Below are 15119 nucleotides of genomic sequence, written 5' to 3'. Positions count from 1 at the left end.
CGCTAAATGCAGCTGCCAGGTTCATGGAAAAACAGCTTACAAATGTCTCAGCAGATTGGCGATAACTTGCGCACTTTCAGCACGGGTCATCCCCTCTTGAGGTGCGAATTGCTTATTTCCGCGTCCCTTTATGAGCCCCGCCTGCTCGGCGAAACTGGCTGATTTCTGTGCCCAGTCATGAATCTGGGAATAATCACTGAACGAGCTCTCAGAAATATCATTCATTTTGCTGCCTTGTGAAAATTCATAAGCCCTAACGATCATTACAGTCATTTCCTCGCGGGTGATGCTGTTGTCCGGTGCGAATGTATCCGAACTGCGACCGAGCACTATACCAGCTTCGCTTACAGCTGCAACGGCTTCGGCATACCAAGCTTTGGAATCCACATCAACAAACGTTGAATGACTTCCTGCCTCTAAGCCTAACGCTCTTGCAATCATGGCCGCGAATTGTGCTCTTGTCACGTTCCCCTGCGGATTAAACTCGGTATCAGAAATACCTTGGATAATATGTTTTGCCGCCATTGTCTTAATAACATCCCTAGCCCAGCTATCTTCACTGACATCCGAGAATATCTTGTCATACTCTAGAACCGCAAACTGGCTGAAATGCTTTATTTCCGCACTCCATTTTCCGTCAGCTAGCGTTCCACCCATAAGTTCAAGAGCTCCGTTCGCCGCTATATAGTAGATGCCTTGCAAACCGGAATTAGTATTCGAATCTACGGTAAAGGTAAGCGTCAGTGGCTTGTCAAAATGGGTTACCTGTACGGCAGTGCCGCCTGCACTAATAACTTCCAGGCTGAAGTTAATTACGTCACTAGCAGCAGTTAACTGAACTGAACCGTTGACAGCCGGATTATTCATAAGTTGTTCTAAGGCAGCTCTTGATACCTTCACAGCGGAGAGCTTAATTCGTGCTCCTTCCGTTTGACCTCCAGCAGCTTTTTCCTGGATACTCTTCAGCGCTTCTGGGGTCAGATGGATAGCAAATGTATTCCACACGAGACGCAGATTGCTCACTCCTGTGATATCTAATAATCCCTCAGGTAATAATACGGAATCCGTACCTTCAGTGAGCTGAACCGTTATTACTCTTCCAACCGGAGCTGAGAAATCGTCACTATTAAGAATCCTCGTGGTCTGCGGCAACGGCGTTGGTGTCGGCGATACCACTGCTGTCGGTGCCGTTGTTGACACTGGCCCTGAGGTTACTACAGGTGTAGGTGTGGGTGTCGGATTTGCCGTTGGCTCAACTGTCGGTGTTGGTTCTACCGTTGGTGTTGAAGTCGGCGGTTGCTGTGCTTCTCCCACTGTAACTGTTCTTGTGACTTCAACGGCCATATTTCCCGCGGAATCGCTAACATTATAATGATAAATATAAGTACCCGCCGATAGGGTATCTATCGTCTCAGTACGATTTCCATCCTTCGTAATTGTCGCCACAATTCGTTCGCTAATGTCACCATCACGGTCATCTGCTGCTGTGGCTCCGGCATCTGTATAACTTGCGCCATTGTCCAGTTGAACAGTTGACTCACCAAGCAGTGTAATGACCGGCTTCAGTACATCCGGATCTTCCGATACGATTACTTTGCGGGTGACTTCCGCAGCAGAATTGCCTGCAGCATCGCTGACATTGTAATGGAAGGTGTAGATATCCGCTTTCCTTGTATCTAACTCGGTCAAACCATACACTTCACTGCTGACCGTTGTGGAGATGCGATCTGTGATGTCACCGTCTTGTTCGTCATACGCAGTGGCTCCGGCATCCGTATATTCAGAACCGATCTGCAGGTTGACTATGGCTTCACCTATCAAAGTAATCTCCGGCTGCGTCATATCTGGCTCCGGTAGCTTTATCGTTCCGCTGGCCGCAGCTTCTGCCTTAGCCTCACCCTTGTTCAGTGATACTGTGAAGCTGAAGCTGCCGGCCGTGTCATCAGTAGCTTCCTGGAACGAAGATAGAGTGATATCCTCCATCGTAACCCCCGTACCACTGAACCCGATTAAGCCGTTCATTGTTTGGAGCAGCCAAGTCCGGACTCCGTCCTCGCTGTTAGCGGTTTCCTTCTGCACGCTGTATGCAGCACCTTCTATAATGCTCTTAGCCTCGTTTACAGCCTGCTCATTGGCAATGCTGGCCCTGTCCTTCGCCACCGCTAAGTAACTAATCACAGATGCCTGACTATTTGTGTTATTTATCGAATATTTGACGATACCGCTCACAGGTAGCGTAAAGTCATGGTTGATCATGATGCCATTAGGACCTGCGAGAACACCGGTCTTAACCGTTTCGTTCACCGTCTTCCCCTCAGCATCAGTATAGCTAAGCGTAATATCCATCGTGCGGTTACTCATATTCCACCAGTCCCGATGGAACGATGTAATCGTGTACTTTCCTGCATTTAATGGGAGGGTATAGATCAGAGGTGTGTTCTTTGTATTCGAACTGTAAACACCTGTCTGAGTTTTATCCGTGATAACCACGGCACCTCCGAGCCCTTTCAGATTATAATTTGCTCCTGTATTGGTATGGCCCCACACTGTACCTGTTGACAGCTGATCCGCTGTACTATTTAAAAGACTATCGCCCGCGAAATTTTTGATCACCGTATAAGGTGGTGTGACAACATCCCCTGAGACACCGAGATCCAAAAAGTATACGAGACCTTCTGGTACCACTTCTACATAAGCCATGGTTTTTAGATTGCCGTAAGTGCCAGTTACAGCTACCCTTTCATACGGTGTGTTAAAGCTAACTGCGTCTACATTCCATTTCACGGACACAAACAATTTGGATCCATCTTCACGAGTAGCCTCCAGCTTATCAGGAAGATTCGGCAGTTTACCGACAGCAGTAGCCATATCCTGAGGAGCAATAAGCTCCCGTACATCCCCTGTAGTCAATTGGTTCTGAGCAGAGATCAGACGTCCCGCAAGATGTATAGCTCCTTCTTGATCCAGCCTGTAGTCAGCAGCATTCTCCAATGCTTCCTGTGCGGCGTTCTGTGCGGTTGCAAAAAGCAGCCAATCTCTCTCAGAATATTCATCCAGTTTATTAATTTCTTTTGATGCTGTTACCGCTGCTTGTAGTGCAGCTGTATCCACAGCTCCCTTTACCTCACCGGATACTACTGCTACAGCGTCCACAACCAATGTGCCGCTTAACACCTTAATCTGAACGTTATGCTGTCCATATTTAAGTCCGCGAAGGGTGTACGTTTGGTAGAGTTCTTTAGAAGCCATGGTATCGGCTGACAGCATGACAATTTCATCATCAACGGTCACTTCTAGCTTAGCCGATCCATTATTCGGTCCCAGAATATCTAGCCCCGTGCCTTCAAAAGAATATTCCATCGTAGCATTTGCACCTTGAGTAGTAGAGAGGGAACGTTGGTAAATATACATGCCTGCGCCGTTTTGATGACTCCACGACCCACTGTATTTCAGTTTAGGACCCGGTGTAGCAGCTAGGTCAAACATCTCAAGATTATCCAGTAATTCGGAATAGTATGGTGCATAGCCGTCAACCGTCTCAACTTTTAAATTATCGAAGCGAACATGATAGTATCCACTGGCTAAATCTACCCGTCCAGACAATTCAGGGTTCGGATCAGTATAAGAGGCCAGCTTCACTTCGTCCAGATAGGCAGTCACTTTATCACCTGCAACCTGAATGGCAAGGTTATGCCAGGCATCATATGCGGCGTTAAATCCGTCGAGCTTAACTCCACCGGAACCGCTCACTACATTACCACTCGCTACTGCACTACTATTGACCAGCAGCTGCCAGCCTCCGTCAAACCAGAATTTCAACACATAAGGTGTGCCGTTTATAGTGTGAGAACTGCCACCTCCTTGATACCGTGCACCAATCGCAGCATAATTGGCACCACCCTGCGTATTGTTCGTCTCGAACGAAACATCTACACTGGCCTTGTAATTCGTCCATCGGTTATCACCGATAGCCGTCACGGGATCTCCACCGTTCCAAGTGCCGCCCAGCCCCATAATTCCCGAATCCAGCTGTTGGCGCAGAACATAGTTGTCAGACCCGTCCGGAAGATATGCCTCGAATGCACCGTTACGGTCGTGTGTATAGCGCGGTATCACACTTTTAGAGCCGCCGCGGGATTCTATATAGCTTTGGGTACCCTCACTCTGCCCGCTTGCTCCGATCTTCACAACGGATTGATTGGAATAGTCAAAATCATCGGCATACAGAATATTGTCCGCGTAATTTTGAACCCTCCCCGTTGCATCGGTATCAAGCACAGTGCGTTCGCCTTCTACAGGTAAAGGTGTTTGATATGCCTCTTTGTCCTTGTTCTTCAAAGTGGTCACAGTCACTGTTGAATATGGTTTGACATGAACGGTATAAACCCCGCTGCCATCAACAGCGACATCCCCGAGATATTTCATATAATTACTGTTGAAGGCTTCCCCCGCGTCGGCCGCACGGGTCTCCCATACTTCCAGTGATGGATTCCCGTCAAAGTTCATATTTAACGTCTGAAGCTTATAGGTTTTGGCATACTCACTGTCATTCACGATAACGGTTGAGAAATCGCTTTTGTCAGGTGCAGCAAGTGTCATATAGCTAGGAGAACCGTTGCGTCCGCTAACAGGGTTGGTGCCTGTCGCACCCGTAGAGCTAGCCTTAGGTACCGCTCTCCAAATCCCTGCAGTATTATCCTCGTTCTCCCAGCCCACATTGGCGAACCAGCTGTAATGCTGCAATGCAACAAGGCCTGCATCATAGTGAATCCATCCCGACCACGGGTCACGGGCGCTAAGTAGTTCCTTAAACGAATATTGACCGCCCTCGTAGAAAGAGCCGATGGCCGGCTGATAAATAAAGTGCGTCCGGCGGGAATTGACGAATCCTTTAATAATCGTATTGCTCATCTCCAGCGGACTGCCAACACCGCCAATGCCGGTTCCTGCCACTGTAGGATCCTTTACATTATTATTGGGACGGAAGGCGGAGTTACTGAAGGTAGACTGCGCCTCGCTGTTCCATACTTCAATATCATATTGTTCTGCGAGCTTCTTGAAATTGCCTGCGCTGTCGTCGTCAGTGTTATAGTGATATCCGGCGATCGGAGCCGCTTCCCTTAAAGAAGCATCGCTTACCATACTGCCGCCAAATGATCCGATCCCGACTTCATCTGAAATCACAATCTTGATCTGGTTATAGAGCGATTGCTCTTCTGGGCTTGCAAAACCTTCGTTATCTGTTTTAACACGTTCGGCGTACTGTTTGGTCCACGCCAAATCCGGCGTATGCTCGTTGATATGGGGATTGACATAGTCGACCATATAGCCATACTCACGGTAAGCGGCAAGAATGGTATTTTTATACCAGGTATAGATTTTATCGTTGTCGCTCGCCCAGGCCGGAGCACTCCATCGCAGGATGCTCACCTTGAGATCCGGATTCGTAGCCTTGGCATCTGCCGCAAGCTGGAAACCGGGATGCCGGGTGACATTGGCTTCTTCATCAGGCGTACGCATTGTGGCCGGGTCTGGACCGGTAGAGTTATTGCGGTCATTACCCATCTCGATTTTCACATGTGTCATGATGGGATGATCTCCACCGAACAGAATCTGCAGCATTTCTGCGTAAGCATCCGGATGCTCAGCCTTATAATCCATCAACAGGGCACTGGTGCTGTTGGCACTTAGTACGCCAAATCCCTTAAACGTGAGGCCGTTGACGTTTTCCGCTTTAATATCGTTGCCGTCGAGCAGAACCTTGACCATAGAAGCTGCAGTCTGCCGAGTATCTTCGATCTCTTTCTGAATCCCTCCCTTGGCAACGGCGAACCAGCTCAAGATAGGCTTCTCACCGGAGACATAGGCATAGGTCAATGTCATGGGGCTACTAGCGTCGATATCACCGGGAATCGTGAATTCACCGGAAATAAGCTGTGTCACATTGGTATTAAATAGTGCAAACGAGAGCATCTTTGTTGCTCCATTTGTATCCTTATACTCGATCTGAGGCTGTATTACCCGAGTGCGGCTGCCATACCAATCATGGAAACCACTACTGAGTGTATAGGTTCCTGCTTCAGGCGCTTTTAATTTGTAAACGATATGATTGCTAGCAGGGTCGGCACGAAGTCCTACTGTCCATATGGATGGATCAGTAGCAGGATCGGTAAGTCCTCCGTCTTTGGAGTTCTTCACCTTGTTTATGGAATCATCAAATCCCCAGGCCGTCGTTCCGCTGACATATTTCTGATCCGGCAACTGGTTGAGCAAAGCGCTGCCGGACAACGTTTTGACTGCTTCATACAGCGGCGAAGTAGTAGGACCATTCCCTACGGAATCGCCTCCCCTGCCGCTGTCCACAAAGTAAATCAATGGATTGCTTGATGATGGAATAACTTCTACACTGGCAACAACCGGCACACCATTCGCTGTACCCGTGACTGTCACTGTGTCATAAGGAACGGCAAAGGTATCTTCACCAATATTCCATTTCACAGTCTCAGACTGGCCTCCAATGTCTATGCTAGCAGGCAAGGTAGTGCCAGAAGATGTCTTCGCCCCCATATAGGCGGCTGCAAAGAAAGTATCCACGGTAGCTGCAGATACAGACGGCATTTGGAGAGCCGGAAACATTCCAACTACAAGTGCAGAGGTCATCATCATTGAGAACAGCTTTTTTCTAACGGAGTGTTTTCTATTCATTCTTTAATCCTCCTTTTGCTATAAATCGCCTCTCGGCAACACATAAAGAAAGCGCATTCATTTCATTAATAAGCTAAAAAAAACTGGCAGCATGCGATGACTACAACTGCCAGATTCCATACTTTCTAGCCTTTAATACCAGATGCTGCAACACCTTGCACAAAGTATTTTTGCAAAGCCAGGAAAACAATTACTACCGGGATAATAGAAACCACACTTGCCGCCATAATCAGTCCATACTCGGCCGAATATTGCGAGATGAACATTCTTAGTCCTATTTGAATGGTCTTGAGTTTCGTATCCGTCAAATAAATCATTGGCCCCAAGAAATCGTTCCATGTAGCAACAAAGGTAAAAATCGTCAATGTAGACAAGGCCGGCTTGGATAGTGGCAACATGATTCTCGCCCAAATCCCATATTCGCTCAAGCCATCGATTCGTGCCGCCTCGCATAATTCATCTGGGACTCCTTGATAGAACTGGCGCATCAGAAATACTCCAAAAGCCGAGAATGCCTGTAGCAGAATGATTGCTAAATGGGTATTGTTAAGTCCCATGTAACGCATCAAGATAAATTGCGGCACCATATAAGCCTGCCAAGGAATTGCAATCGTAGCGATATATCCAAGGAACAAAACATTCTTCCCTCTGAAATGCAATTTGGAGAATGCATAGGCAGCAAAGCTTGAAGTCAACAGCTGCAAAATCGTTACGATAATTGATAATTTCGCCGTGTTATAAATAAATCGATCCAGTGGAATACGGGTCCAAATATCCACGAAATTCTCCCAGCGCGGATTCGCCGGAATCCATTGCATCGGGAACGAGAACACATCCTTGTTCAGCTTGAGGGAAGAAGACAACATCCATATATAAGGAACAAGCATGCAGAGCACTGTCGCAAACAACAAAATATACACTAGCACCATCGTGCCGATTCTAATTCCTTTATTTGTACCCACCATATCTTTTGAATCCTCCTATTGTCCGTATTTCTTCTCGCCGCGGAACTGGACGATGGTGATGCCAAGTACCAGCAGAAACAATACAATGGCCATGGCGCTGGCATATCCGTAATCAAGCGAACGGAACGCCGTATTGTAGATTTGATAAACCATAACTCTTGTAGAATCGTTCAACTGGTTATCAGCGCCGGCAAATAGGTTGATAAAGATATCGTAGACTTTGAACGAATTGATGACCAAAATCATCAGAACAAAGAAGGATGTTGGCGCTAGCTGAGGAACCGTCACATTACGGAATCTTCTCCAGGCGTTGGCCCCATCTAGCTCAGCAGCCTCATACAATTCAGGGTTAATCCCCTGAAGACCTGCCAAGTAAATGACCATGTAATAACCCATGTTTTTCCACACAGTGAACAGTATTACTGTGAACATTGCCCAGTGTTTATCCGCCGCCCAGCGGGGAAGATCCTCCAGCGGAATACCGGTAAGGGTATGTAGAATATTGTTGACCGGCCCCATCGTAGGGCTGAAGATAAAGTTCCATACAGCAGCAACAGCTACTAAGGATGCTACATAAGGGAAAAAGAATACGGTTCTCATGAAATTACGAGCCATTATCTTCTGATTAAGTAGAATCGCTAGTGCTAGCGCTACAATCATAGTGAACGGTACAACACCGATGGTGTAGACAATGGTATTCCATAACGCTTTATGAAATGTTATATCTTTGATGAGCCGGGTGAAATTGTCTAGCCCAATAAACTTCATTGGATTGGCCCCGTCCCATTTCACAAAAGCAAGGATAAAGGCAAAAAACATGGGTACCAGTGTAAACACGGCAAATCCAATAAAGTTCGGCGCAATGAAGCTGTAAGCTACCAGGTTTTCCCGGACACCTTTTGACAAATGACGTTTAGGGATCTTTTTTGTCCCCAATATGGTTTCGTTCTGCATTCTCTCTCCTCCAAACCTTCTAAAGCTTCGAGCAAATCTATACTGTCTGCTATAAAAGGCGGGCTTTCACCCGCCCTTAGAATTCACCGAGTCTCTTAAGATTAATTATTCAAGAGCTGCTGTACGCGAGTATTCATATCCTTCAGACCTTCGTCGATCGAAGCGTTTTTGGTCATAATATTATCGTGGGCTTCGTTAAGAATGACTTCAATGTCTGCACTCTTTTCATGCATTGGCATCTCCAAATACGTCTGAACAGTAGTCAGTGCCGCTTTGCTGTTCTCATCCGTAGGAAAACCGTCGATGGATGTTATGGAATTGATAACTTCATCGTTTTTAATCGCTGGAATAGTTCCGGTGGAAGCAATGACTTTAGCACCTTTTTCACCCGTCACAAAGTTCATGAAATCAAGTGCCGCTTCTTTATTTTTGGATTTCTGATTTACTGCCAGAGAAGTAATTGTACCCAGGGTTGTACCGGCTTCCACACCATCCGGGTGAGGATATTTCACAATTCCCCAGTTGGTTGATTGGGACTCGCCGCTCTTCACCTTTTCAATTTGAGTCGCGATAAACCAGCTACCCATGTTCATCATCGCAACGGAATTGTTATAGAATACTCCGGAATAATGCGTACTTGAAGTCTTCAGTGTAGCGTAATCCATAACGATACCGTCTTCCTGTTCTTTCAATATCCGTTCATAGGTTGGCTTCAGGAAATCGTAGTTGCCGCCAACAACATTGTTCTTGCCATCCAGAATACCGAACAATTGAACTGCGCTCCGCCAAGTGTGGTAGTGGGCTCCGTATACTTTTTCAGCACCACTGCCGGAGGTCATTTTTCTAGCAAGTTCATCATATTGGTCAAATGTCATATCGTTGCTCGGATACTCCACTCCTGCTTTGTCGAACAAATCCTTATTGTAGTAGACGATCCAGAAATCACTGCGGAAAGGAAGCGCATACACTTCATCGTTCACTTCGATCTGCTCTACAGTACCGCCGTATAAGGATGGATCAATGTTCTGGTCTCCCATGAAGCCCTTGAGCGGCTCTAAATGATTTTGTTTCACGAGGTTAGAGTAGCCAGGAATATCTTTAATTGTAAGGACATCCAGATCTGCACCGCCGGACAACTGTGTACTCAGCATTGTCATGTAGTCAGTGGAACCAAGATCCACATAGTCAATCGTTACATTTGGATGCTCAGCTTTATAGGCATCGATCAACGGCTGATAGTATGCAGTGGCTTCCCAATCCCACAGTGCCCATTTCAATGTCACAGGCTCTTGCTTCGGATCAGCGGAAGCGCTTGCAGAATTACTCGTTTCTGGAGCAGCTGTTGCAGCACTGCCTTCGTTGTTGTTATTACCGGAACATCCGGCTAGCGCACTTAGGGAAAGTATTGTGGCTAAAGTCATGCCATAGAATCTTTTTAATTTCATTTGAAAATCCCCTTTTCCTTCTGATTGTTTACACGGATCGGCTCATCCGATCTATTTCAAAGTTTAAGACTTTCCTCTCTGGAATGGCATGTATTTTCAAACTCAGTTCATTCACTTTTCTTTGTTCTTCTCTTCCTCCTCGCTTCAAACCTGTAAAATCCTATTTAAAACATGTAAAATTCTCAGCTCCTCTGTCTTCCACTGTATGGAATTGCAGGAATATGCTAAGGTGTTAATATGGATATCGATAAACCAGTTAAGCATATTATAAATAGAAGATTAACTTTAAACATGCATGAATTGAAAGTTTTTTTTGAAAACGCTTTATATTTCCCCGCTTTTTGTAGAGGAGTGTTCACAACGGTAAGAAAATCAACCATTAAGAGCCGTATTATTCTGATTATGACCCTATTTGCGCTGTTGATTGCCGCTCTGCTGTCCTTTTTCAGCTATGAATTGATTACCTATTATCAGCGTAAAACAACCATCCAGGCGACCGAGTTCAACCTACAGCTAGTTTCACATATTATTGAACAAGATTTGATTAATCTGTCCTCTTTGGCGATGACCAACAGCACCAACTCGTCCACTAATACATTACTCACTGATTATTTTGTTTCTCCAAAAGCAAGCGCCAAGGATGCTGTTAATGCCTTTAACTCCATGCAGGAGGATTTTCGGATCAATCGCTCTAATAGCTATGTCCGCCGCTTGATTGTTACGGGCAACAACGGAAAGTTCCTGCAGGTGGATAATTCCGTCAGTACTTCAATTCCGCTTACTGTACACAATATCGGTCAAATTCCCGGACTAAATAAAGATGCTGTTGAGCAGTGGGAACAAGTGATTAAAGACCCCCTCTCCACCACTAATGGAATTCCTTTTGTTCTACCTATTTACGGAGATGGGGCTGCCCGAATTGGAACGGTCTACTTACTCGCCAATACTTCCTTAATTACCGACAAGCTGAAGGGTTATTCCCTGCCAAAGAACTCCCGAATGCTGCTGACGCTAGGCAATCATCATTATCAACTCATTGGCGATAAAGTAACTGCGATGACTACACCGTATGAACCTATAGCCTATACTGATGATAAGCCTGTCGGCCCACAAACCGAGCTGTCCATGATCAAGCTGGAGAATGAAGAAAGTCAAATCGTGGTCTCTTATCCCGTGCGCAGTGGAGTGATTCTGTCACAGACCTTATCCAATGATCAGTTCGCTCCCAAAGCGAATATATGGATTCTAGTAATGCTCGGCGTTTGTTTACTCGTTATCGTCTTAAGCGGCATTATTACCTTGTACTTAACTCGCACTATTAGTCTTCCGGTAGAAAAATTAAAGAAGCGAATAGATAAGATAGCCCAGGGCAATTTCTTGCTGGACCGTAATATCGAATGGAAAAGTGAACTCGGTGATGTCGGACGGGGCATCAACCGTCTGTCTCAGGACATTGTTGCGCTCATGGACAGCCGACTCGCTGATGAGAAGCAGAAACAGGAGCTAGAGTACCGGATGCTGCAGAGTCAGATCAATCCCCACTTTTTGTACAACACACTGAATTCAATCAAATGGATGGCTACCATTCAGAATGCTACCGGCATTGCTGAAATGACTACCTCACTCTCCAGACTGCTGCGCAGCATCGCCAAAGACAACCGGAGGCTGATGCCACTGAGAGATGAGTTAAGCCTGCTCGATGATTATTTTCTGATTCAGAAATACCGGTATGGCAGTACGGTCTCGATGGTGAAGGAAATCGAAGATGAAGAACTGCTCTCCGGGCTGATTCCCCGCTTCACACTCCAGCCTCTGGTTGAGAATGCTATCTTCCATGGCATCGAGCCCAAAGGCAGAGGAGATATTCTCATCACAGTGAAAAAAAGTGGCTTTGCCGATATCCTGGTTACGATTGAAGACAACGGTGTAGGCATGCAGGAAGAACAAATCTCCACCATTCTGTGTGCTCCAGAGGATGGAACTAAGGGCGTGTTCGAGAACGTTGGACTCCGTAGTGTAGATGAGCGTTTGCGGCTAGCTTTTGGGGAGAATTACGGTCTTTCGATTGAGAGTGAAGTGGGCCAATATACCTTAATGAAAATTCTTCTGCCATTTATACAAAAAGAGTAGATTGGCAAATCTATCAAGGATGTGGTCAAATTGATTAAATTATTAATCGCCGACGACGAAGCTCTAGTCTGCATCGGCTTGCAGTCTATGCTGAAATGGGAGCAGTATAATATAGAGATTGTCGGTATCGCGCACAACGGTGCCCAAGAAGAAGAAATGATTGACACGCTCCGCCCGGACATCGTAATCAGCGATATCAAAATGCCGATAAAGAGCGGTTTAGAAGTTGCCGCTTCAATACGCCAAAAATATGGTCGACTTCCGTTGTTCATTATGTTGACTAGTTATGAAGAGTTTCAATATGCACGCGGAGCCATAGAGGTGCAAGCCACGGATTATCTAGTAAAGCTGGAACTTACTCCGGAAGCGCTGTCCGAATCCATTCGAAAGGCGATTTCTTTTCTTGAGAGTTACCAGACGATGGAAAGCTACCCTAAGCTTGTTCACCGCGGGAATCTTCAGGCGCAGCGTGATAAGTTTTTCATTCGCCTGTTCAACAACCTGTTCGAGAATAAGAACCAGTATCTCCTGCAGAAAGAGGATCTGGCGTTAGACTTTTCCGAGCCCGCCTACCTGGTCTGTACCTGCCGGATTCTGGGTCCGGACACCGTCCCACCCCGTGGGGATAAGCTGGTCGCTTTATGCTCAAGCACAGTACAATTGGCAAAGGATACACTTGCCTCTATCAATCCTTGCTATGTAACCAGTCTTGACTTGCGCAATTTCGCCGTTGCTCTGCCTGTCCCCGGAGTCAATCCTAGTCACTGGATGTCTGCCATTGAGAAACAACTTACCGACATGGCATCCGTACTACATAACTATTTCAATGTAACGATTATTGGTGCCATAGGGTTTGCGGTCGAGGAGCCTTATTTGCTGCGGGAGAGCTACCTTGCAGCCCGAAAGGCATTGCCGGTTGCTGTGAAAGAACGGTCCTTTGTTTTTTTCGCTGAGGGTGAGCCTCTAGAGCAAGAGCATCCGTTGTTTGATTTCTCCGAATCCCGTTCGGAAATCCGCCGTGCATTTGAAGAATTAGATACTCTTGCTTTGTACACCATCATCTCCAAAATGATTGAAATCTTTGAAGACCGCCCCGACTTATTGGTACCCGCCACCGATGCCGCCTGCAATATTCTATATATGGCCACTTCGCTACTAGCAGATGGAGAAAACATTGTTGAGCATATCTTCGAAAATGAGCCGGAAGGCTACCGGGCCATCTATCAGATGCATACAATTGAAGAGATCGCCGGCTGGTTAATTCAGTTCCGTGACGGCTGTTCGGAAATTCTATCAAGTCGAAGACAAAGCTATAAAGAACAAATCGTCAAAAATGTCCAGGAATATATCAAAAGAAATCTCGACACTAAGCTTTCACTGAATCAAGTGGCCGATGTCTTCAATTTCAGTCCAAACTATTTGAGCCATCTGTTCTCCAAAGTCGCTAAAGTCAATTATGTGGAATATATCACGGAGACCAAAATCACTGCTGCCAAGGAAATGATGGCACGGGGAGAAGGTCGTATTTATGAAATTTCACAAAAACTCGGTTATGAAAGTGCCTTCTATTTCAGTAAGGTCTTCAAGAAAATAACGGGGATCTCTCCCAGAGAATATATGCACCAAATTGAAGCAGGCTAATTGAGATCGCCGAACCCCGCAAAAAGAAGTTGCAATCTTTAGCAATAATAGATAGGACTACATCCACAACAAAAAATCTCGTTTCCAAGACAAACGTCTGGGAAACGAGATTTTTTCGTAGTACCCTCCCTAGTCGCCAATCTATCATTAGGGAAAGGTACCAATAACTATTTCATTTGAGCTTGTTCTTCTCTAGTAGGACCAATTACGCCAGGTACACGAAGACCTGCTTGACGTAAAAGGACTGTCATTTGACCACGATGATGTGTCTGATGATCGATCAGAGATCTAAGCATAGCACCACGAGGCGTTAATCCAGCAAATGTCTGAACACTCTCAACCATTTGCTCGTCCGTCAACTTCTCTACCTCAGAAGCAATATTAGCCGCAATATTCTTATAAGCTTCAACAATCACAGCCGCATGAGCCGGAACTTCCTTCGGATTGCCTACTGGAGTAAGCGTTAAACCTACCTGACCACCAAAGAACATCGGACAGGTTGCCAAATGCCAACCTAACCATCCTAATGAATTGTGACCTTCAACAATTACCTGATCTAATTTATCATCGGTAAGCGATTCAAGAACGCGAATCGTCCCTGCAGAAGCGCTTGCCCAGTCACCTAGAAAATCTTGAACTGTTCTGTACATTTGAAATCCCCTTTATTAGTCGTTAAGCAACGATTTCTTAGTTATATCAAGTAAATTATACCCTGTCACAGGGCCTGTTACAAATTCGCTAAAGGACCATCATTTTTTTAATTAACTTGAGAAAAAGGGGGCTTTCGGAGTATACATGATTTTCGCATAATATAACGCTCTCTTAACGGTCTCTATTTCATCTAAAATCTAGGCTTAGCATAACATAAAGACGCAGCATCACCAATTTTTGTATGAACATCATAATGAAAAAAATGGGACCCTGGATAAAACAATGCTCCCCTATGCCATCAAGTAACTGTGACAATATCGCTTTCCGCTCCTCTGTCAGATCCTCAAATGTTTGACTATATTGACTACTCAAATTATGGGCGAGAAGCTTTTACGCTTTAGTTCTGTGTTACCTGGATTGTATAATATTCTATTTTTATGTTAAAATAGCTTATTTTTCGGTTTGGGATAAATCGCTAACAATTTGTTGGATTTCTTCTTTTACTGGAGTAGCTGGACGTCCAAGCGGTTTCTCCAGATCATCACTTGCGACCTCAAATCCACCTTCGCGAAATGCCAAAGAAGCCAGTAAACCCAAAGTAATTTGGGTTACTGGCTTCTTTCATTAT

8 protein-coding genes are annotated in these 15119 nt (G+C 45.7%); 2 read left to right on the top strand and 6 right to left on the bottom strand.

Annotated features, from left to right (window positions below; translation table 11 throughout):
* Positions 1 to 36 precede the first annotated feature (36 nt).
* The 4 genes from R50345_RS31265 to R50345_RS10880 all read right to left on the bottom strand — a co-directional run bounded on the left by R50345_RS31265 (position 37) and on the right by R50345_RS10880 (position 10069).
* Positions 37 to 6705: an S-layer homology domain-containing protein gene (locus R50345_RS31265; protein WP_156114776.1), complete on the bottom strand. Its 6669-nt coding sequence runs from the start codon at positions 6703 to 6705 to the stop codon at positions 37 to 39.
* 125 nt (positions 6706 to 6830) lie between these two features.
* Positions 6831 to 7670, bottom strand: coding sequence for a carbohydrate ABC transporter permease (locus R50345_RS10890; RefSeq protein WP_081954054.1), 840 nt, complete (start codon positions 7668 to 7670; stop codon positions 6831 to 6833).
* A gap of 15 nt (positions 7671 to 7685) precedes the next feature.
* A complete protein-coding gene (locus R50345_RS10885) occupies positions 7686 to 8624 on the bottom strand; it encodes a carbohydrate ABC transporter permease (protein ID WP_042126448.1) in 939 nt (312 codons plus the stop codon).
* 101 nt (positions 8625 to 8725) lie between these two features.
* On the bottom strand, positions 8726 to 10069 hold the full coding sequence (locus R50345_RS10880; protein WP_042126446.1) for an ABC transporter substrate-binding protein: 1344 nt from the start codon (positions 10067 to 10069) through the stop codon (positions 8726 to 8728).
* Between the two features lie 351 nt (positions 10070 to 10420).
* Between R50345_RS10880 and R50345_RS10875 the strand changes: the two genes are divergently transcribed.
* Positions 10421 to 12199 carry a sensor histidine kinase gene (locus R50345_RS10875; RefSeq protein WP_231574147.1) on the top strand — a complete coding sequence of 593 codons (1779 nt, stop codon included), beginning with the start codon at positions 10421 to 10423 and terminating at the stop codon, positions 12197 to 12199.
* A gap of 30 nt (positions 12200 to 12229) precedes the next feature.
* Positions 12230 to 13840 (top strand): response regulator, encoded by a 1611-nt coding sequence (locus tag R50345_RS10870; protein ID WP_042126444.1) that lies wholly within the window; start codon positions 12230 to 12232, stop codon positions 13838 to 13840.
* Between the two features lie 167 nt (positions 13841 to 14007).
* On the opposite strand, the gene R50345_RS10865 is transcribed toward R50345_RS10870, so the two are convergent.
* The gene (locus R50345_RS10865; protein ID WP_042126443.1) at positions 14008 to 14490 is read right to left on the bottom strand and encodes a DinB family protein; all 483 of its coding nucleotides are present in this window, start codon (positions 14488 to 14490) and stop codon (positions 14008 to 14010) included.
* 451 nt (positions 14491 to 14941) lie between these two features.
* A complete protein-coding gene (locus R50345_RS31915) occupies positions 14942 to 15088 on the bottom strand; it encodes a hypothetical protein (protein WP_231574146.1) in 147 nt (48 codons plus the stop codon).
* Positions 15089 to 15119: the final 31 nt, after the last annotated feature.

Source organism: Paenibacillus sp. FSL R5-0345 (assembly GCF_000758585.1).
Classification (GTDB): Bacteria; Bacillota; Bacilli; order Paenibacillales; family Paenibacillaceae; genus Paenibacillus_AQ.
Note: the sequence above shows the minus strand (reverse complement) of the source record. Positions and strands in the feature narration are given on the sequence as shown.

Bases quoted from the DNA above. Each gene is read 5' to 3' on its own strand.
- R50345_RS10865 (WP_042126443.1), bottom strand. From the start codon at position 14,490: ATGTACAGAACAGTTCAAGATTTTCTAGGTGACTGGGCAAGCGCTTCT.
- R50345_RS31265 (WP_156114776.1), bottom strand. From the start codon at position 6,705: ATGAATAGAAAACACTCCGTTAGAAAAAAGCTGTTCTCAATGATGATG.
- R50345_RS10885 (WP_042126448.1), bottom strand. From the start codon at position 8,624: ATGCAGAACGAAACCATATTGGGGACAAAAAAGATCCCTAAACGTCAT.
- R50345_RS10880 (WP_042126446.1), bottom strand. From the start codon at position 10,069: ATGAAATTAAAAAGATTCTATGGCATGACTTTAGCCACAATACTTTCC.
- R50345_RS10890 (WP_081954054.1), bottom strand. From the start codon at position 7,670: ATGGTGGGTACAAATAAAGGAATTAGAATCGGCACGATGGTGCTAGTG.